This is a genomic window from Brucella sp. GW823-FHT04E01, from assembly GCF_058796175.1.
In genome coordinates, this window is sequence record NZ_JBXAIK010000002.1 from 258,130 (window position 1) to 276,330 (window position 18,201).

Below are 18,201 nucleotides of genomic sequence, written 5' to 3' on the forward strand. Positions count from 1 at the left end.
GAAACCATCATGGCCCGTAAAATCATTATCGATACCGATCCCGGTCAGGACGATGCAGTCGCCATTCTTCTGGCCTTGGCAAGCCCGGAACTCGACATTCTCGGCATCACCGCAGTGGCAGGCAACGGCCCACTGGCGCGCACCGAAATCAACGCCCGTACGATTTGCGAAGTGGCGAAAAAGCCGGAAACCAAGGTTTTTGCAGGCTCCATCCGTCCTCTGGTGCGCCCGCTCGTGACGGCCGAAAACGTCCACGGCAAGACCGGTCTCGACGGCTACGACCTGCCCAAGCCGACCATGCCGCTGCAGGCGCAGCACGGCGTTGACTTCATCATCGAAACGCTGATGAAAGAGGAGCCGGGCACCGTCACGCTTTGCCCGCTGGGACCGCTGACCAACATCGCATCCGCACTGATCCGCGAGCCGAAGATTGCTGAGCGCGTCAAGGAAATCGTGCTGATGGGTGGCGGCTATTTCGAGGGCGGCAACATCACGCCGTCGGCGGAATTCAACATCTATGTCGATCCGCACGCCGCTGCGGTTGTGTTCAAATCCGGCATCAAGATCACCATGATGCCGCTCGACGTGACACACAAGGTGCTCACCACCGAAAAGCGCATCGCCGCCATTCGCGGCATTGGCACGCATGTCGGCGAAGTGGTTGCAGCATGGCTCGAATTCTTCGAGCGCTATGACGAAGCCAAGTACGGCACCGACGGCGGCCCGCTGCACGACCCGAACGTCATCGCCTATCTCATCAGGCCGGAGCTCTATTCAGGTCGCGAGTGCAATGTAGAAATCGAGATCAATTCGGAACTGACGATCGGCGAAACTGTCGTCGACTGGTGGGAAGTGACCGACCGTCCGAAGAACGCGCTCTTCATCAAGGATGTGGATGCTGACGGCTTTTTCAGCCTGCTGACCGAGCGCCTCGCAACGCTCTGATTTTTTCTGAGCATGATCTTATCCGAAAACCGGTATCCACTTTTCGGGATCATGCTCTGAGACATAATTCAGCCACAAAAAAGCCGCGAGTACCTTATTCTCGCGGCTTCTTCGCCATGTTTGACAAGAGGTTTTTGCGCAGTTTCCTGCTCAAAATGAGCGAAACTGGCGCAAACCGCCCCTAATTTTCATTCTGCCTTAATTTGCAGAAGTGCCGCCACTTCCTCGGCGGTCGGTGCAGCTGCCCCCGCGCCCGCTCTTGTGACTGCAATCGCACCTGCAGCCGAACCATACCGCACGCAATCATGCAAGGGTTGGCCCTCCGAGAAAGCGACTGCAAAACCGCCGTTGAAACTGTCGCCGGCGGCAACCGTATCCACCACCTTGACCTTGAACGGCGCGAAGTGTTTGACCTCGTCCGCCGTCACCAGCAATGCACCACGGCTTCCAAGCTTGACGATGACCGTCTTCGGACCGCGCTCCAGAAGATTGCGCGCAGCGGCTTCCGCCGAAGCAAGATCGGTCGGCTCGATACCGGTAATTTCAGCAGCTTCTGTTTCGTTGGGAGAGATGATGTCGCTGAGTGAAATCAGGTCCGCCATACGGCTTGCATCGCCCACCGGTGCCGGATCAAGCAAAACACTGCCGCCTGCCGCACGCGCGGCCTTTGCCACGGCCAGATTGGCCTCATGCGGAACTTCGCGCTGCAACAGCGTAATCTTCGCCCTGGCAATATCGGCAGCATAGGCATTGATGTCGGCAGCCGACCAGTGCGCATTGGCTCCGGCACAAACAGCAATCGTGTTCTGCCCGGCTTCTTCAACCTGAATGATCGCCATGCCCGTATCGACGCCGTCAATCACGCGCACGCTTTCGGTGTTAAGGCCAAATTCCTGCATCTGCTTCAAGGCCAGTTCGCCGAAGGCATCGTTGCCGACAGCACCGACGAAGCGGATATCACCGCCCATCTTGGCGACTGCAACCGCCTGATTGGCACCCTTGCCACCGAGGCCGATACCATAGCCCGATGCATTCACGGTCTGCCCCGGACGCGGCAGTGCGGCCATCCGCGCGCTGACATCCACATTCACACTGCCGAAAATGAAAATCTTCAACACCGTCTCCATAAATATCGGCGTATTTCCTGCAGCTCTTGCATAGGGAATACGCGAAACAAATTTGAGCCAACATAATCGCGACCGGCTGAAATTTCCATGCCAGGCAGGTCGTGATGCACAGGTTGGGTCAAACGTCACCTCGTCGAATCTTATTATAAGCACGACTTAATTAGGCCTTGATTCTGGAAGTATATATTTTCTGCCTAATATTCTGTTCTTATTTAATTAGAGATATACCATGCGAATTTACGGCTACGCTATTTTTACTTCACTTATTCTTGCTAGTGGATCCTTTGCAGCGAATGCAGCCCCAAACAGGTCACAGATCCCGGCTTTACAATCAATGCAGACAAACTTGAAAAAGTAACAGACAACCATATGAAAGCGTCCGGCAACGTTTCCATCAAAATAGACAATACAGAGATAAAGTCGAACAAGATGGATATTCAAGTCCACCCTGATAAGTTTGAACTATCCGATGGAAAGTTTAAAGCAACCATAGAAAAATAATTGAATTATATTATTCTAGACTATTTTGCTTCGAAGACTGCGGAGAATATCATTCTCCGCAGTCTCTGGAGCAGATATTTTATTCGGCTTTCAGGAACTCACCCACTTCCAGCAAGACGAATTCATTGTCATCGACCTTGTCGAGAAAGCGACCAGCCGAGAACGGCAGATTGTTGTCGTTGCCGACCACGATATGCGTGTCGTCCACACGATCCACATTCTCGATGGTCAGGAACGGCATATCGTAGATGCCTTCACGCCCACCCTGACGGCGCTTGTTTTCCGGGTCGGCGATGGCGAGCAGATCAATATAGCCGATCTTGCGCACTTCCTTGCCGACATTGCTGTCGTCGAAAGCGATCTTGTAGATGCGCTTGACCTTCGACGGCACATCGAAGCAATCGGCCTGCGGCTTCTTTGGATCGGCGCAGGCCTTGTCCGCCGTGCCGACGCCGTTGTCACGCTCGATGACCAGCGCTGTGGTTTCATCCAGCATGTTGAAATCGCCGATGGCTTCGCCACCCTCGGCCAGCGGATAGAGCCAGGAGCGGCCCGTCCACTTCTTGTCGGCAACGTCGAATTCGATGACCCGCAGCCCGGTCTTGCCGCTTTCGGTCTTTTCCGGCGCGCCATCGACAAAAAGCGGACCTTCCAGAAGACCGTAGAGCTTCGAGCCGTCCTTCGACATCGCCAGCCCCTCGAAGCCCCCCGAGCGCTTCAGATTGTAAGTCGTGAGCTTGAGGCTCGGATTGGCGGGCAGAGCGAGCTTTGGATTGTCCGGTGATACGACTTGTGTCTCACCGACAACCGTCGGAATAACGTCGGTCAGCTTGCCGTCCATGTCGAATTTCAACAGGAAAGGACCGAATTCCTCGCCGACCCAGAAGCCATCCGCAACCGGCTGGATAGATTCCACGTCGAAATCGGAGCCGGTCAGATAGCGCTTTTCAGCGCCTTCCATGACGATGGGAAACGGAGCCTTCTTGTCCGGATCGCTGAGGAACACGGTCTTCACACGCTCCACCGTACCCTTGTCCCAGTCGAACTTGACATTGTGGAGCATCAGCATGGCGTCCGGCGAGTTAAGCTTGGAGCCGAAGCCATTGTCGGACAGTGACCAGAAGCTGCCGTCTTCCATGGTCTTGATGCCGGAAAAGCCCTGCACCGGCTGGCCGTCGAACGGCACAGACAGGCCGGTCTTGCGCACGCCGTCCTTGCCTTCAACAGTGCCGATGCCCTCGGCACGCTTGCGGTCGGCGGTGGTGAACTTGCCCGACGTCTTCAGGTGATCCGCCGCATCATCCGGTGCAGCGATGATCGTGTTCGCAGGCAGGATGGCATGGGCCTTGAGCGTTGCAGGAAAAGCCTTTTCTTCAGCGGAGGCCGGAAAAGCCAATGCGACGGCACCGGCAAGCATGGTCGAAGCGACGAGACGCGATATCATGATAAGTCCCCGTTGGAATTCAAATACAGGGACGCAATTAGGCTGGCTTTGTATCGCTGGCTTGACGCTTCCATGAAGCTTTGACGAAGGCCCCCAACTTTCACCGGGGGCCAACTGTCTCATCAAGTCATTACACCGCGATCTTGCCGCCACCCTGCTTGGTGATTGCCACCACGGCAGGCCGAACCGGCATATCGTCCTTGAAATCCGGCCAGCGGGTGGACAGGTCCTCGTAATAGGACGGACGGCCATGACCGTCCCAATCCTCGCCGCCGTCGCCCGGATGCTGCACGGCGACGAAAGCCGTCTCATCATCGGGTGCAAACAGCGGACCGCACATTTCGGCACCCACCGGCACGCGGTAGAACAGTTTCGAGGTCGCGCGCGCATCGCCTTCCGTATCGACCGCCCAAAGTCCGTCCGTGCGACCGGTACCCTTGTTGCTGTTGCCATCGGTTGCGACCCAAAGCCGACCGGCACTGTCGACGGCGGCGTTGTCCGGCATACCGAACCAGCCATTGCGCGTCGTATCGGTGGAGAAGCTGGCACCGACTTCTGCCACGGAAGGATCGCCGCATTTCAGCAGCACTTCCCACTTGCCTGTCGTGGCGGCAAAATCCTGACCATCTTCCTCGATCTCGATGATATGGCCAAAGGCATTCTTGGCGCGCGGATTGGCGGCGTCCACCTGATCGTCCTTGCGCTTCGTGTTGTTGGTGAGCATGACATAAACACGGCCATTGACCGGGTTCGGCTGCACGTCCTCGGGGCGGTCCATCTTGGTCGCGCCGAGGAGATCACCGGCACGCCGGGTTTCGATCAGAACATCGGCCTGACTTTTGAAGCCGTTCTGCTCGGTCAGCGGACCCTGACCGAATACCAGCGGCATCCACTCGACCTTGCCATCTTCATGGAATTTGGCCACGTGAAGCGTGCCTTCATCCAGCAGGTCCATATTGGCAGCGCGATCATCCGGGTTGAACTTGCCCGCCGTCACAAACTTGTAGACATAGTCGAAGCGTTCGTCGTCGCCCAGATAGAAGACCACGCGCCCGTCCTTGTTGACGATGGATTCGGCACCCTCATGCTTGAAACGGCCAAGCGCGGTCCGCTTCTTCGGCACGGCGTTCGGATCGGACACATCGACCTCGACGATCCAGCCAAAGCGGTTCGGTTCGTTCGGCTCCTTGGAAACATCGAAACGGTCGTAGAAACGTCCCCATTCGTATGAGCCGTCGGGAATGCCCATGCGCTTGTAATTGGCCGTTTCCGCGTGACCTTCCGGCAGTTCGCCAATGAAATAGCCATGGATGTTTTCCTCGGCCATGATGTAGGTGCCCCAGGGCGTGACGCCGCCTGCACAATTGTTGACCGTGCCGAAAACCTTGGTGCCGGAAGGATCGGCATTGGTCTTGACGCGATCATGACCGGCGGCGGGACCGCTCAGCGCCATCTCGGTATTGGAGGTGATGCGGCGATTGTTTGCACCGTCGAGCACCGGTTGCCACTTGCCGTCCTGCTTGCGGATTTCGACAATCGTGCCGCCATGGGCGGCCATTTCGATATCCACCTGTTCCTTCGAAAGCGGAGCCTGCTCCACCTTGCCGTCAACGATCTTGACGAGGCCGGGGAACATCAGATGCGGATTGGTATATTCGTGATTGACCACGAGGAAGCCATGTTCCGGCGATTCCTCGATGGCGATATAGCCGACATAATCATTGTTGTAGCCGAACTGGCGCGCCTGCGCTTCGGCTGACTGTTTGGTTGGATCGAATTCCGGCGCATCGGCGAAAAGCTTGTCGCCCCAGCGCAAAAGCACATCGGCGTCATAGCCTTCCGCGACATGGTGATGGGCATCCACACCGGCTTCGACTTCCTTGAAGGAAAAGGCCGAACCGGATGCAGCGCGCGCATCACCGGCGCTCAACAGGGCGAGCGGGCTGACCGTTGCCGCAATGGCCGAGACAGCGAGCGATCCACGCAGAAAGCCACGGCGGGAAAAGCGCCGGCTGATGATTTCGCCCATGGTTGGATTATCGGACGGATTGCGCGGATCGGCATCTGCTTCTTCCAACTGGCTGGTCTTGAACAGACTTTGCTGGGAAAGATTCTCTGACATTGCTGGCTCCCTATCGAATTGTGGAGTTGCAAATTAGAAGCACTAGATGACAGCCGGACGACATCGGGCTGTCCAAATTGGATTCCCACATACATCGCGGGCCTGCATGGTTGCGTCTCTGTTGTCCGCTCAGGTTTTGTATGAGTGAAGACGCGCATCGCTGATGCGATAATTATTCAAACTGATAGACCAGCAGCCCAACTCTGCCTACTCTGTCAGTATAATTTCATTCCAGATTTGAGATATATTCGCTCTTCAGCAAGTATATAGGTGAAGAATGGCTATTGAAATCTCATTGAAGCCCGGATTCTTGGTCATGAATGGCGATGATCACGAGTATGTTTTGGTGACACTAACCAATAACGGACAAGGTTTTTCCGGAGAGGTAAATATATATTCCGATAATTCGACAGAGCTTTTAACTGCGCAGTTCGGTATTGACGAAAGCACTATAGTTACAAAGCCGGATGGCACATATGAAGCTGGCTTCTCATCAGATTATGTTGGGCGATCAAAACCGCCACATAGCGGCCCTCTGCCCACGATGAATGGTACAATTTACTTTCAATACGCTGACGATCATGGCGTCAATACCGCCTGCAATGTCTCTATCGGAGCACTGGACGAATAATATTATGGGCTAATTGCCAAATATCCTCCCAAACCCGGATGTGTCGTCACATCCATCTCATGTTTGAAACGCTATAGCTGACCCGGCCAGAAAATGTTCTAACCAGCTGTAGAATAATTTTGCCGGTAAATACGCTTTCAGATAAAACCATCCCGGTTTATCGATTGAGGGGTTGGTTATGACCGACGCGACGGCTGCACGACGCAATATTGTTATCCTGACGATTGCACAGGCACTGGGCGCTTCCAGCCCGCCTATCGTGATTTCGCTTGGCGGTCTGGTGGGCCAGAAACTGTCTTCCGATCCAGCACTCGTCACGCTGCCCGTCAGCCTGTTCAATCTCGGCCTTGCGCTTGGCACACTGCCTGCCGCTTTCTTCATGCGCCAGTTCGGACGCCGCAATGCCTATATGCTGGGCGCGCTTGTCGGCGCTGCGGCAGGTGTGATCGCAGCTGCAGGTATTTTTGCCGCCTCATTCCTCGTCTTCTGTCTCGGAACGTTGACTGCCGGTTTCTACGCCTCTTATGTCCAGAGCTATCGCTTTGCCGCGACCGATGCGGCAACGGGCGACATGAAGGCGCGCGCCATATCATGGGTCATGGTGGGTGGGCTCGTTGCGGCAATCGTTGGGCCACAGCTCGTCATCTGGACACGCGATACCATTCCGGATGCGATGTTTGCTGGCAGTTTCCTCAGCCAGGCTGTTCTTGGGCTTCTCGCCCTCCCCGTCCTTTTCATGCTGCGCGCACCGAAGGTCCGGAAAGATCCGAACGCTATCCATGATACAGGCCGCCCGCTGGGCGAAATTCTCCGTTCACCGCGCTTCATCCTTTCCGTGGCTGCTGGCGTCTGTTCCTATGCGCTGATGACTTTCGTGATGACGGCAGCGCCCATCGCCATGGTCGGCCATGGCCATTCCGTCGATCATGCGGCCCTTGGCATCCAGTGGCATGTGCTTGCCATGTTCGCGCCAAGCTTCTTCACCGGAAAGCTCATCACCCGTTTCGGCAAGGAAAAGATCACCGCGCTCGGTCTGGTTTTGATCGCGTTCTCCGCCATTATTGCATTGGGAGGCTTTGATGTCGGTCATTTCTGGGGTGCGCTGATCTTCCTCGGTATCGGCTGGAATTTCGGCTTTATTGGCGCGACTGCCATGGTGACCGACTGCCACACGCCAGCTGAACGCGGCAAGGCGCAGGGCGCCAATGATTTCATCATGTTTGGTACAGTGGCCTGCGCTTCGTTCTTTGCAGGGTCGCTGCTGCATTCGTCAGGCTGGGAAACCATCAACTGGCTCGTCTTCCCGATCGTTGCCCTTGTTCTGGTTCCGCTTATCCTGCGCCTGAAGCCGAAAGAGGCAGCAGCCGAAGCCTGACCGATTAAAAACCCTGCTCTTTCATCCAGAGCCTGCCGCCTTCGGACACCGCGTCATAAACAGCGCCACCGAGGGCGGCGCCGATATCCGTATGCAAACCCGCATATGATGCTGCCTCTCCCGCCTGCCCGTGTGGAGCGGAAACGGCGATGCAATCCGTTCCAGTCCCTGTTGCGGCTTTACCGCCGACAATTAGGCCAAGTTCGATAATGGCAGTGGTGCGGGCCTCGGCAGCAATCGACATCGCCTCTATATAGGCTGCGACCGACAATGGCTTGTCGATGTGAACCAGAAGATTGATCGTTCCAACGGGCATCTTCATCTGTGTGAGTTCCCCCACCCTCCCCGCATTCGACAGGCCGACAGTGGCAAGACAGGCGGCGTGCGTTTCGCCGGAGCGTCGCGTCGCAACATGGTGCTTCTGTACGCTGCGCGATGTCATCATCTGCACCGCTCCGCCGTAACCGGCTTCGGCCAGTTTCTCCTGCAGCATAAGCATCGGGTCCACTTCCAACGTCAGATCGTCATTGCGTACTTCCAGCCAGGCGACGGAGCACGCCGAAACGAACCCCGGACGTGTCAGAGACCAGCTCAGGATGTTTTGCCTGTCTGGGAATTCAGCCGCGAGGATCGGGCCGGAACAATGGATTGAAAAAGGCAGCATGACCAACCTATCGCAGATCAGTGCGAGTTTCGCGACCAGCGCCTGCCAGCCATCCACAGGAGTGCGGTGTCGCGATACCAACGGCGCGGCGATAAAGCACGGCTTCGTGACTTGGCCCTGGTTTCGCAAGACGGTATTTATCTCGGAATATTGTTTCGCGCGTCACGGAAACGGACAAGCGGTTTGCTCTGGATTGCGTCATGATCAACGATCTCACCGATGAGATATTCTGGATATTCACCATCGGGTGCTGCATCCTCTTCATCATGCGCCTTCTTTCGCCTCCCCCGCGTCATAAGGTCGATCAAACACAAGACCTGAACACATTGCGCCCTCGCCGCCGTTCACGTCGCCGCCGCTTTCAGGCACTGGACTAAGACCAGACCTAGCAACTGCATAAAGCTTCAAAGCGCCAGTCTTTCGCGAGTTATATAGTCTTAACCGCAATTGCCGTTGCGAGGCGCCAATATCAGTGGCTATGTAACCCGTGAGATCAGTGAAAAGCGCAGCCGAACAATCCGCGCCGGCCGAGCTTTATCTTCCTTGTCTGTTTTCCGGCCTATACTGGATAGCTTGATCTCCTTGAACTTCATGAACGATACGAAACCTAAATAGCCGTTTGGTTTTGTCACGCTGACTGGGCTTTATGGTTAACGACTTTGTCCATTCAGGGCAGCCATAAGCATTGGTCTGATCGAGAACGAGCCGTTGGCAGCCTTTTCCGTCAGAATTCGCAAATAGCCGCCAGCGGACTGGATTTGCTCATAGCGCTGCAGGATATAAGCGATCACGATCGATGCATTGTGAGTTCCCAGCGTTTTCTTTGCGAGATCGTAGAGCTTTCCATCGATCCCGAGGAAAGAGCGTACTTTCTCTGCTGTATTGGCCAAATCCTGCCAATGTCGGATGGATGAAATCGTATAGGCCGTGATCTCGGGACAGGAACGGAGCACCATGTCGAGCGAAACCGTGGGTTCAAACGGAGCGCTGGTGATTTCATTGATGCGCTGGTCGATAAATTCAGGCGTTGCCTTTTCAAAATGGGAATCTGGATTCGATTCAATTTGCTGCCGCTCATTTTGAGATTCATTGGCGCGCGAATTTTGAACATTTTCATGAATTTTCAACGCGTTATCGATTTCCGCACGAATGTACTGCATGGATCCGACCAGAGCTGCCAGTTCTTCATAGTCTGCACGACGCGGAATGCTGTCGACAATCAGGCGGAAACGATGATGGATGTCTTCCCAGTCTCCGGCCAGTTCTTCCAGTGTGGCGAATTCAACAAGCTTGGTAATGTCGCGGCGCAGCAATGTCAGGCGTTCGCGCATTTCACGCAACGCTGTCTTTTCTGCCCTCACCTGCTCAGCAGCCGCTTCCAGTTCACAAGCACGTGCCAGCAGCGGTGTCAGTGAAAAGCCGAATGCAATCTGCACGTCTCCACTTTTGGCACGGCGTGCATAGCGCTTACCATTCGGGCTGTCCTGACGATGGATGAAACCGCTATCAACCAGCGCTGCCAGATGACGGCGCAAGGTTGCATCGGCCATGCCATGGGCGCGCAATGCCAGTTGCTTGTTGGACGGGAACACGATCAGGCTGTTCTGCGCATTCAGTTCCGTTTCCGGATAGAATGACAACAGGGCTGAAAGAACCGCCAGAGAACGATCATTCAGGCCGAACTGCGTCTTTGCTTCGCACAGCCAGCGATGCAGTTGCCACTTATCGGCAACCGTTCCCGGTGCGATTTGCTGTGTGTTCTGTTGACTTGCCAACAAGGCAAACGTCATCCTTCGACTGCCAAACGGCGTCGAGGCCAATTGAATCTCCATTTTCTTTCACCTTCCACAAGGCAAAAGAAATCCACCCGCCGAAATGACGCTAATTACACTTGACAGTGATTCGTGGATTTGCGATTCTCTAGCTGCTAAACCAATGAGAAGGGCTTCCACACGGCGACGTTTGGGGGCCTTTTTCTTTTGCTGTCTCGTTCCTCTTCCTGAACAGTTTCGACGCAAACACACTTACTATTGAACGCTAGAGCATTTCCTGTTTGTTGAACGCACTGGAAATGCTCTATTTCTTTGTTCTACGCATGTCTTCACCCCGAAACCGGTTCCCACTTTCGGGAGACATGCTCTACACAGTCGAACCGTGGCAACCGCCGCCGTTCGTTACACTTACTTACTTCTCCTCGTTCTGGAACGACGCATAAAGTTCATCCAGATTACGAGAAAGCCAATCGGCAAAACGAGGCCCGTTGGCTGCACTGAGCGCCAATGTAGCCGATTTGCCATTCTGTTTGATAACTGCACTGACCGTCTTGTCAGAAGCTGTCCAGCTGGTGCCAGGACGCAGAGCCGCCTTGGTAACAGGCTTCTTCTGCTTGCCGCCTTTCAGATAGCCGTAAAGCTGCTCAAAACGATCGACGGACGACGCGTTTTCAAACGCTGATGTCACCAGAAGCTCTTCTGCAGCATCTTTTCTGCCCGGGATCTCGATCAGTTTACGCAGTTCCAACCAGCGGTCACGACCAATGCCCTTGGCCGGACCGATAGCCAGAAGAATATGTTCCGGAATAGCCTTCGGAATGGTCAGCATCTTCGACAAGGTCTGGTAATCGACTGTCAATGCTGCCTGTATGGCTTCACGCTCAAAGCCAAGTGATTCCAGACGCGCCGCGAAGAAAACACGCTCAATGAAGCTCAGATTGGCGCGTGCGGAGTTTTCCTGGCCCTGGCTCAGAATATGTTCCAGATCGGCGAGAGGCTTGATAACCGCCTTGACCTTGATGCCAAGCTCTCTGGCAACCCGCGCGCGCCGATGACCGAAAACGATCATATAGCGGTCGCTGGTCTCGGGATGCGGACGAACGAGAATAGGACTGTCCTGACCACGCTCGCGAATGGCATCCAGAAGTTCCTGATATTCTTCGTCATCCGTTTCAGGCAGACGGTCCGCCACGAAGGAGACATCAAGATTGGCGGGATCAAGCTCGATAATGGCTTCGCCATCAAGCTTCTGGGCTGCCTGCTTTGCCAGCTCGTCAATTGAAGCGGACAGAGACTTGGCGGCACCGAACCGGCGCGATACGTTTTCGACCGACTGTGAGGCTTGTTCGGCCGCCGGTTCGTCCCGCATAACGCTTTCGAAGATGTTCTTTCTTGCCATTCTCATGTCCTCAAACCGGTCAGAGACCTGATTTTATTCAATATTTGCCGTTTTAGACGGCAGTCTAACGCCCCCATGCCTCGTGAATGAGGCCGCGAATTTCAGCGTTAACCGCTTCCATGGCTTCCATGGCGCGATCATAGGTGCCGCGATTCATCGATGAACGCTCGACCTCGTAAAGCGTCTGCTTGGTCAGACCAGCATCGGAAATCGCGGTTGATTTCAACATCTGGTGCTTCAGCATGTGCGAGGCGAGCATGCTCTGCATAAAACCGACCATCTGCGCTTGCGGAACGTCGGTCGGCTCGTAACGGGTGATCAGATAGCGGAACCAATCGAGTTGCACCGCACCACCTGCCTGACGAACGGTCTTCAGAATGTCGCCGAGCATCAGGAGGAATTGCGACATGGACATCAGGTCGAGCATCTGCGGGTGAACGGTAATCAGGACGGATGTTGCGGCAGATAGCGCCGTCAGCGTCAGATAGCCGAGCTGGGGAGGGCAGTCGATGACTACCACATCATAGTCACCATCCACATCGGCGAGAGCCTGCGCGATGCGGTTCCAGAAAGTCTTGCCCTCGCCGCCATTCTGCATGGCAAGCGGGGTATCATACTCATATTCCTGCAGCTCCAGCATGGCTGGAATAATATCGAGGCCGGGGAAATTCGTCCGGCGAATGACCTCACGGATGGACTTCCTTTCGGAATCGTAACGAATAGCTTCATAGAGCGACGGAAACTCATCGAGCTCCGGCTGAATGCCATGCAGAGCCGATAGCGAAGCCTGCGGGTCGAGATCGATTGCAAGTACGCGATGACCGGTCAGGGCCATGTGTTGCGCCAGATGTGCAGCCGTTGTCGTCTTGCCCGAGCCGCCCTTGAAATTGACGACGCCGATGACCTGAAGCTTCTCATTGCCGCGACGATGCGGAACGTAGCGCTTCACCTCAGCGCGACCATTCTGGTCAAGCCACTGGCGCAGCTCCTGAATCTGTTCGACACTATAGGCGCGACGGCCACCTGTCAGAATGGTCGGCTCGACACCTTTACCTTCCAGATGTAGTTTCTTGAGATTGCTGGGGGAGACACCAAGGAAGTACGCAGCCTCGGCCATCGAAAACTGGCGCAGCATATTTTTGCGCGCATCTGGCGGAAAGTTTTCGTGACGCAGCAGATTGAGCTTGCGAGAAATCTCGCGCCCTTGCGATAGTATCATGTCGTCAAACGACAAAGCTGCTGCTGGATTTGCGATATTCATTTACTTGGGATCCCTAGTGACGGCACTGGAACTAATACCGCCTAAATACCGTCATTATGTCCGATTCTTATTCTATCGCAAGAGGCGACCGAATTAACAAAGAGTTAGCGCCAAGAGTAAAACTAAACAAAATTTTATCGATTCGGCTGAAGATAACCTATCTATTTGTTTTTGTATGATAATATTGATTTTAGACGGCAGTCTATGATTCAAAGGTCTCCTCCATCTGGAAATTTCAATTGAGAAGAGTCTGTTTCCACAAGGGAATGAGGCGGCTTTTCTGTTGCTGGAGGCGCCGGGCTGATTCTCTGAAGGTGTAGTTTATCAAACATCATTCCGACGCCGAAATGATAAATTGGCACTGCTTGAACCCGTCGGACGGAGTGGTTCTGCTCGGATCCTAGCTCGAGAAAAGACAGATTATACAGAACGGAAATATGGGGCGTTACCAACGCGTATGTTGTTCGGAGCGAAGCATGTCTTCTGCGCTTTTCCCGTGCTGAGGGTTGTCCTGAATGGTTTTGACCAGGCCGATAACCGCCGTTGGAAAGTACAAGGAAGGTGACATACTCATTTTATGACGGGATGATTTCGCTAACGGCTTTATTCCGGCCCGCTTCACATGACCTCCTGCAGATGAGACGGAGCGAATACGAAACGCGCAATTGCGGAACGATAGAAGGTGCGCCGGTGGCTCCGGCGATCTAACGACGGAAGCTCGAAGAGGGGAGGGGCGGTGGTTTTTTTCTGAAAGTTAGAGGCCGGATTCGTTACGGCTCGGTTCCAATTTTGATGTCGAGCTCGTTTTTCGGCTTCCGATCATTGGTTTCAATGACCACGGCCTTTCTCCCACGATGGTGCAAACCAGCGCCTCCCATCTTTCAGTCTGTGGGGCTTTTCATCTCTGGGGGATAGATTTCTTAACCAAATCGGGTTAGCATCGGAATCGTCAAGGAGATTGCTCCTGCGCTGTCAGCTCAACGCATCGCGACGCGCCACATACCCTTCCCAGAACAGCGAAAACCATTGTCAGCCAGACGAAATCTAAGGCGGATTTAGCTTTAGTATTTTCTATAACCGCTAATTTTTTCAATATATTACCTGAGCGACTCGACATCATAGAAAGTGGCCGACAGGATTGATTGGTTATGCGTGTTCGGTAGGACGATGCTCGCAGGAGTGCTATGCAAGAGAAGAAGCTGGCGGAACGGCTTCATTGCGTATGGCCATTGCTATCTCTGGCTGCGAAGAGATCCGTTATGCCAAGCTCATGCTTTCAAGCTGCATAGGCTGTCCGTTCGTCAGCCCTGCTCTCTTTGCTTGGGCCGACAAGTGTTGAGCGTAGGAAAAATTGTAGGGAGCGCTTGTCAGCAATGGTGCGCCGAACTTCGCCACGTCCTTCGGTACCAATCCAAATCGCGCCTTGAATGCCTTCGTAAATTGTGTGCCGTCATTAAAACCGCATTGATAGGCTATTCTTTTCAGCGAGGCCGACGGTCCTGTCTGCCTCACCAGCGTTTGGTATGCGCTGTCGAGCCGCTTATCGCGAATGACCTTGGCGACGCCTCCATCGGGTTCAAAGGCGCGATAGAGGTGTGAGCGAGAAACGCGAAAGTTTCGCATGATGGATTGGGGGCTGAGCGAGGGGTTGTTCAGGTTTTCATTGATGTGAGCGAGGATGCATTTACGCATCGTAAGGTTCACGGCTGCACTTTCGATGGCATCGCCCTTGATGCTGGCATTCAACAGAGAAAGCATCGCTTCTTGCGCCGAATAGACCTCTGACGCACTCAATTTGCTGGCTACGTCGTGCAGTCCTTGTAAATAAGCAAACAGGAGACGCGTCATTGGTTCATGGGCACGCAGAACGACGCCGTGCAGATTTCGCCACCCAACCACCTTTTCCAGCTCGTCGCGCGCAAGCATCACGGTGATGCGGCTTCCTTCATATGCCGTGCTTTGAACTGTTTGTGTGAAATCTATGATGACGATATCGCCAGGCTTGGCCCAGACGTCGACGCCGTTGAAATCGCCGCGTAAATCCCCAGCGGTTATGAGCTGGAGAATATATTGGTCGAGACCTCCATGTGCGACGATCTTAGGCGTGCGTCAATAGTTTTGGGTGTTGAAACGGGTCGAGCCAATTTGAAGGGAAGAGCTGATCGCACTGCCCCTTGCAAAGCCAAAAAGCTGATAATCTCGTATTTCTCTATCCAATGTGATTTCATACATTGGCTTCAGAACTTCACGCCAAAAATCGTTACGTAATTGATCTTCGATCATATCTGTCGAAAAAGAGATCTGATTCATTATGGCTTGCCGACATGCCCAATCCGAGAAACAGTGGCTATCATAGCCCTGTTTATAGGGAGTTTGGAAGATCGATTATTGGTTCAGCTGCAAACGGATTGCTCGGGATCGCGTCGTCATCATTTTGGCGTTTCAGGAGCTGCAATTTTTGATGTTCTGAGGCTGCCAATTTGATCAGTTCTTCGTTCTTTCCTGAAGACATAGCCAGCACCGGAGCGGACATGCCGGTGCCAAACGTGTTCTTAGGCAGGTGGTCAGCTGCTTTCGCATAAGCCGAGACACGTTCGGTGAAGCAAAAAAATGGGGCCGCTGAGATGCAAACTGATATTGGTACAGCTAATTTTCAGTATATAATAATCTAGAAAATTATTACTCTATTCAAGATAGATGTACTTGTTCAATATAAGTCAAATAAAAAGAGGAGGAATTAATAAAGATAGAACGAGTATATAATCTTTTATATATATAATTTTATTTATCAATCATTTTAAGCTAATTGATGATCATCAATCGATGATTGTATAATTGCAGAATTATTTAATGCCATTGTAATGATGGAATTTTTAAAAAGGGAGATTGCAATGAATAAATTTGCATTGATGTCATTGGTTATTGCTTCCATCCTTTGGGGAGCTGGCGGAGCTTTCGCGGTAGAAATGAGCAATATGAGCGTTCAAGTTGTGAACACATCAACCCAGAATAGCTCTTTTGCGCAGATTGCCGATGGTAGCAATCAACAAGAGTGCCGGCAAACGGCGCGAACCATTTGCTATCCGTTGAGAGAGGTGCCCCACGAATATAATAACTGCATCAAGCGTGAAGTGGCAAAATGCATGGGCACGCCCTTCAAGTTCTGATCGGATACTTGCTTCAGGATGAATGAATGCCTGGCACCGGAACTCCGGTGTCAGGTTTTGCCGAGTCGTACCCAATTTATGAGGCGGCAGGTGACGCAGTTTAGCTCCCGCCGCCTCGATTGCTTCTATGATGCCTGCAATCCTGTGAGCAGGCAGACTATCCAAACAAGCAGAAATCTTTTCGACCCGCGTTTCGCATCGGTCGGATCATGCTTTAATTCTTCGAAGCGGTGGTTAGCGGAACGACGATCTCTTTCCAGAATTTGTCTTCATCGATGTAGTTCTGAATGGCGGCTTTCTGAGTGCCGACCGGTCCCGGTTTGGCCTCCGCATTGCCTCCTATATCATTGTTGGTGAAAGCAAGGCTTCGGCCATAGTCGAGACCCATCTCGGTGTTCACGTCGACATAGACGCCGGTGGCAGGTACAGCTGCGCCATCCTTGGGGCGAGGGGCGTTGTTCCAGGCAAGGACAATCGACGGGTCGATGACATAGGCGGCCGCAAACAGGTCCCAGACGTTATCGGGTCCGAATGTGGTTCCGCCTTGTGCCTTGATCTGTTCTTCGCGTGCAAGCCAGAGTTTCTGAATGCCGGTAGGGCTGTTGTCGACCATTTTCCGATAGAGGTCCTCCGGCATTCCTCCCGTATGTTCATTGGCTTCCAGACCGGAGATCACCTGATTGCCATATGCCTTGAAGGATTCGGAATTCGGATCGCCCCATTTCGACCTGACACTGATCTTGGCGGCTTCAGGGTCTGCCCACCAGTTGAACTCTGCCGATGCCGACGAATTCCCCGGAACGTAGAAGGCGCCGCCCATATAGACGATTTCAGCGACCTTCGATGGAAAGCTCGGATCCTTCAGGATGGCGCGTGCAATATTGGTGAGTGGACCAATTGCCACCAGCTTGACCTGGCCGGGATACTTGTTGACGGTGTCGACGAGAAAATCCACAGCGTCTCTGTTGCCATCCGAGTCCGGATTATCCAGGCCATACACCTGTTTATAGGATGGGGCCTCGCCATATTTATGCTTGTAGACGTCGGACCATTTTGCCGTCGGATCGGCATCGATCTCATTGCCCGCATCCGGCCGCAGATAACCGCCCCAACCGGTGATCGGGCTGATTTGCAGTTCGGCCGCCAGCACCTCCGGGGTGGCTTTGTTTCCTCGCCAGTTGCGAATGCCGTAACGGCTGCCTTCGTAGATTGGCACCTCAGAGCCGAGCGCCTCCAGTTGTCGCGCGCCCGCGGCGACACCGGCTGGCATGGGCGTGTTTCCTGAAACGACGGTTACGCCCAGCAGGTCGATGTTAGGAGCGCGCTCCAGCAGAAGCATGGCGGTGCCATCATCGAATAGCTCGACCATATCCGCGTCTAAAATGACTTTCGTGCGCGTTTCTTGAGAAAATGCAACGCCAGATACTGCCAGCGAACAAGTCAAAGTCCAGGCAAAGATAGACGGCCTGATATCCATTCTGTCCTCCCTTTGTGTTGATCGGTTCTCACAGATCGAAACAGGATGAATAAAATATTACACAGTTTTTTTGTCAACATGAGGCGGTGATGTATAGTGAAACATTATAGAACAAATCAGCAGTCTAAATTATGGAGTTACAGTTGGAGTTTGGTCTGCGTCTATTAGAATCCCGAAGCGCCTACATATTCTGTTGCAGTTATTTTTCCAGTGAAGGTTGCTACGGAGTTTCGGTTTTTGAAGTCGAGCGTCTCGGGCGTTCGTTGCATACTGACGTCAGCTCCGGCGAGGCGAAAAATACTCTAACGAAATAGTC

13 protein-coding genes and 1 pseudogene are annotated in these 18,201 nt (G+C 53.6%); 5 read left to right on the plus strand and 9 right to left on the minus strand.

The features are described 5' to 3' along the window. The first annotated feature begins 9 nt into the window (after positions 1-9). On the plus strand, positions 10-945 hold the full coding sequence (locus tag AC1RHM_RS06700) for a nucleoside hydrolase (protein ID WP_029928659.1): 936 nt from the start codon (positions 10-12) through the stop codon (positions 943-945). A 188-nt stretch (positions 946-1,133) separates the two neighbouring features. On the opposite strand, the gene rbsK is transcribed toward AC1RHM_RS06700, so the two are convergent. The 3 genes from rbsK to AC1RHM_RS06715 form a co-directional block, all read right to left on the minus strand. Continuing rightward, on the minus strand, positions 1,134-2,072 hold the full coding sequence (gene rbsK, locus AC1RHM_RS06705; RefSeq protein ID WP_151612840.1) for a ribokinase: 939 nt from the start codon (positions 2,070-2,072) through the stop codon (positions 1,134-1,136). Between the two features lie 580 nt (positions 2,073-2,652). Continuing rightward, entirely contained in the window at positions 2,653-4,017 is a 1,365-nt protein-coding gene (locus AC1RHM_RS06710; RefSeq protein WP_029928654.1) for an esterase-like activity of phytase family protein, read from the minus strand. A 130-nt stretch (positions 4,018-4,147) separates the two neighbouring features. Beyond that, positions 4,148-6,139, minus strand: a complete 1,992-nt coding sequence (locus tag AC1RHM_RS06715; protein WP_492332497.1) for a PhoX family protein — start codon at positions 6,137-6,139, stop codon at positions 4,148-4,150. A gap of 277 nt (positions 6,140-6,416) precedes the next feature. Between AC1RHM_RS06715 and AC1RHM_RS06720 the strand changes: the two genes are divergently transcribed. Both AC1RHM_RS06720 and AC1RHM_RS06725 read left to right on the plus strand, forming a co-directional pair. After that, positions 6,417-6,770 carry a hypothetical protein gene (locus AC1RHM_RS06720; RefSeq protein ID WP_029928650.1) on the plus strand — a complete coding sequence of 118 codons (354 nt, stop codon included), beginning with the start codon at positions 6,417-6,419 and terminating at the stop codon, positions 6,768-6,770. A 178-nt stretch (positions 6,771-6,948) separates the two neighbouring features. Next, positions 6,949-8,145 carry an MFS transporter gene (locus tag AC1RHM_RS06725; RefSeq protein ID WP_029928647.1) on the plus strand — a complete coding sequence of 399 codons (1,197 nt, stop codon included), beginning with the start codon at positions 6,949-6,951 and terminating at the stop codon, positions 8,143-8,145. 4 nt (positions 8,146-8,149) lie between these two features. Here the strand turns inward: AC1RHM_RS06725 and AC1RHM_RS06730 are convergent, their stop codons facing one another. Then, complete coding sequence (locus AC1RHM_RS06730) at positions 8,150-8,809, minus strand: adenosylcobinamide amidohydrolase (RefSeq protein ID WP_029928645.1); 660 nt, start codon at positions 8,807-8,809, stop codon at positions 8,150-8,152. A 200-nt stretch (positions 8,810-9,009) separates the two neighbouring features. On the opposite strand from AC1RHM_RS06730, the gene AC1RHM_RS06735 reads away from it, so the two are divergent. Further along, entirely contained in the window at positions 9,010-9,186 is a 177-nt protein-coding gene (locus AC1RHM_RS06735; RefSeq protein ID WP_166942402.1) for a hypothetical protein, read from the plus strand. A gap of 273 nt (positions 9,187-9,459) precedes the next feature. Here AC1RHM_RS06735 and repC read toward each other — a convergent pair whose 3' ends face one another. The 4 genes and pseudogenes from repC to AC1RHM_RS06755 form a co-directional block, all read right to left on the minus strand. Then, positions 9,460-10,641, minus strand: coding sequence for a plasmid replication protein RepC (gene repC / locus AC1RHM_RS06740; protein WP_151612844.1), 1,182 nt, complete (start codon positions 10,639-10,641; stop codon positions 9,460-9,462). Between the two features lie 352 nt (positions 10,642-10,993). After that, entirely contained in the window at positions 10,994-11,980 is a 987-nt protein-coding gene (repB, locus tag AC1RHM_RS06745) for a plasmid partitioning protein RepB (protein WP_151612846.1), read from the minus strand. A 64-nt stretch (positions 11,981-12,044) separates the two neighbouring features. Beyond that, positions 12,045-13,241, minus strand: a complete 1,197-nt coding sequence (gene repA, locus AC1RHM_RS06750; protein ID WP_012093718.1) for a plasmid partitioning protein RepA — start codon at positions 13,239-13,241, stop codon at positions 12,045-12,047. A 1,257-nt stretch (positions 13,242-14,498) separates the two neighbouring features. Further along, a pseudogene (locus AC1RHM_RS06755) lies at positions 14,499-15,554 on the minus strand (helix-turn-helix domain-containing protein). A gap of 578 nt (positions 15,555-16,132) precedes the next feature. Between AC1RHM_RS06755 and AC1RHM_RS06760 the strand changes: the two are divergent. Further along, entirely contained in the window at positions 16,133-16,408 is a 276-nt protein-coding gene (locus AC1RHM_RS06760; protein WP_029928633.1) for a hypothetical protein, read from the plus strand. A 214-nt stretch (positions 16,409-16,622) separates the two neighbouring features. Here AC1RHM_RS06760 and AC1RHM_RS06765 read toward each other — a convergent pair whose 3' ends face one another. Continuing rightward, positions 16,623-17,885, minus strand: a complete 1,263-nt coding sequence (locus tag AC1RHM_RS06765; RefSeq protein WP_029928631.1) for a nucleoside hydrolase — start codon at positions 17,883-17,885, stop codon at positions 16,623-16,625. Positions 17,886-18,201 lie beyond the last annotated feature (316 nt).

What these genes read in the sequence shown, in the direction of transcription:
- AC1RHM_RS06700 (WP_029928659.1), top strand. Translation starts at nt 10, where the DNA reads ATGGCCCGTAAAATCATTATCGATACCGATCCCGGTCAGGACGATGCA.
- AC1RHM_RS06710 (WP_029928654.1), bottom strand. Translation starts at nt 4,017, where the DNA reads ATGATATCGCGTCTCGTCGCTTCGACCATGCTTGCCGGTGCCGTCGCA.
- rbsK (WP_151612840.1), bottom strand. Translation starts at nt 2,072, where the DNA reads ATGGAGACGGTGTTGAAGATTTTCATTTTCGGCAGTGTGAATGTGGAT.
- AC1RHM_RS06765 (WP_029928631.1), bottom strand. Translation starts at nt 17,885, where the DNA reads ATGGATATCAGGCCGTCTATCTTTGCCTGGACTTTGACTTGTTCGCTG.
- AC1RHM_RS06715 (WP_492332497.1), bottom strand. Translation starts at nt 6,139, where the DNA reads ATGTCAGAGAATCTTTCCCAGCAAAGTCTGTTCAAGACCAGCCAGTTG.
- AC1RHM_RS06760 (WP_029928633.1), top strand. Translation starts at nt 16,133, where the DNA reads ATGAATAAATTTGCATTGATGTCATTGGTTATTGCTTCCATCCTTTGG.
- repC (WP_151612844.1), bottom strand. Translation starts at nt 10,641, where the DNA reads ATGGAGATTCAATTGGCCTCGACGCCGTTTGGCAGTCGAAGGATGACG.
- AC1RHM_RS06730 (WP_029928645.1), bottom strand. Translation starts at nt 8,809, where the DNA reads ATGCTGCCTTTTTCAATCCATTGTTCCGGCCCGATCCTCGCGGCTGAA.
- AC1RHM_RS06725 (WP_029928647.1), top strand. Translation starts at nt 6,949, where the DNA reads ATGACCGACGCGACGGCTGCACGACGCAATATTGTTATCCTGACGATT.
- AC1RHM_RS06720 (WP_029928650.1), top strand. Translation starts at nt 6,417, where the DNA reads ATGGCTATTGAAATCTCATTGAAGCCCGGATTCTTGGTCATGAATGGC.
- AC1RHM_RS06735 (WP_166942402.1), top strand. Translation starts at nt 9,010, where the DNA reads ATGATCAACGATCTCACCGATGAGATATTCTGGATATTCACCATCGGG.
- repB (WP_151612846.1), bottom strand. Translation starts at nt 11,980, where the DNA reads ATGGCAAGAAAGAACATCTTCGAAAGCGTTATGCGGGACGAACCGGCG.
- repA (WP_012093718.1), bottom strand. Translation starts at nt 13,241, where the DNA reads ATGAATATCGCAAATCCAGCAGCAGCTTTGTCGTTTGACGACATGATA.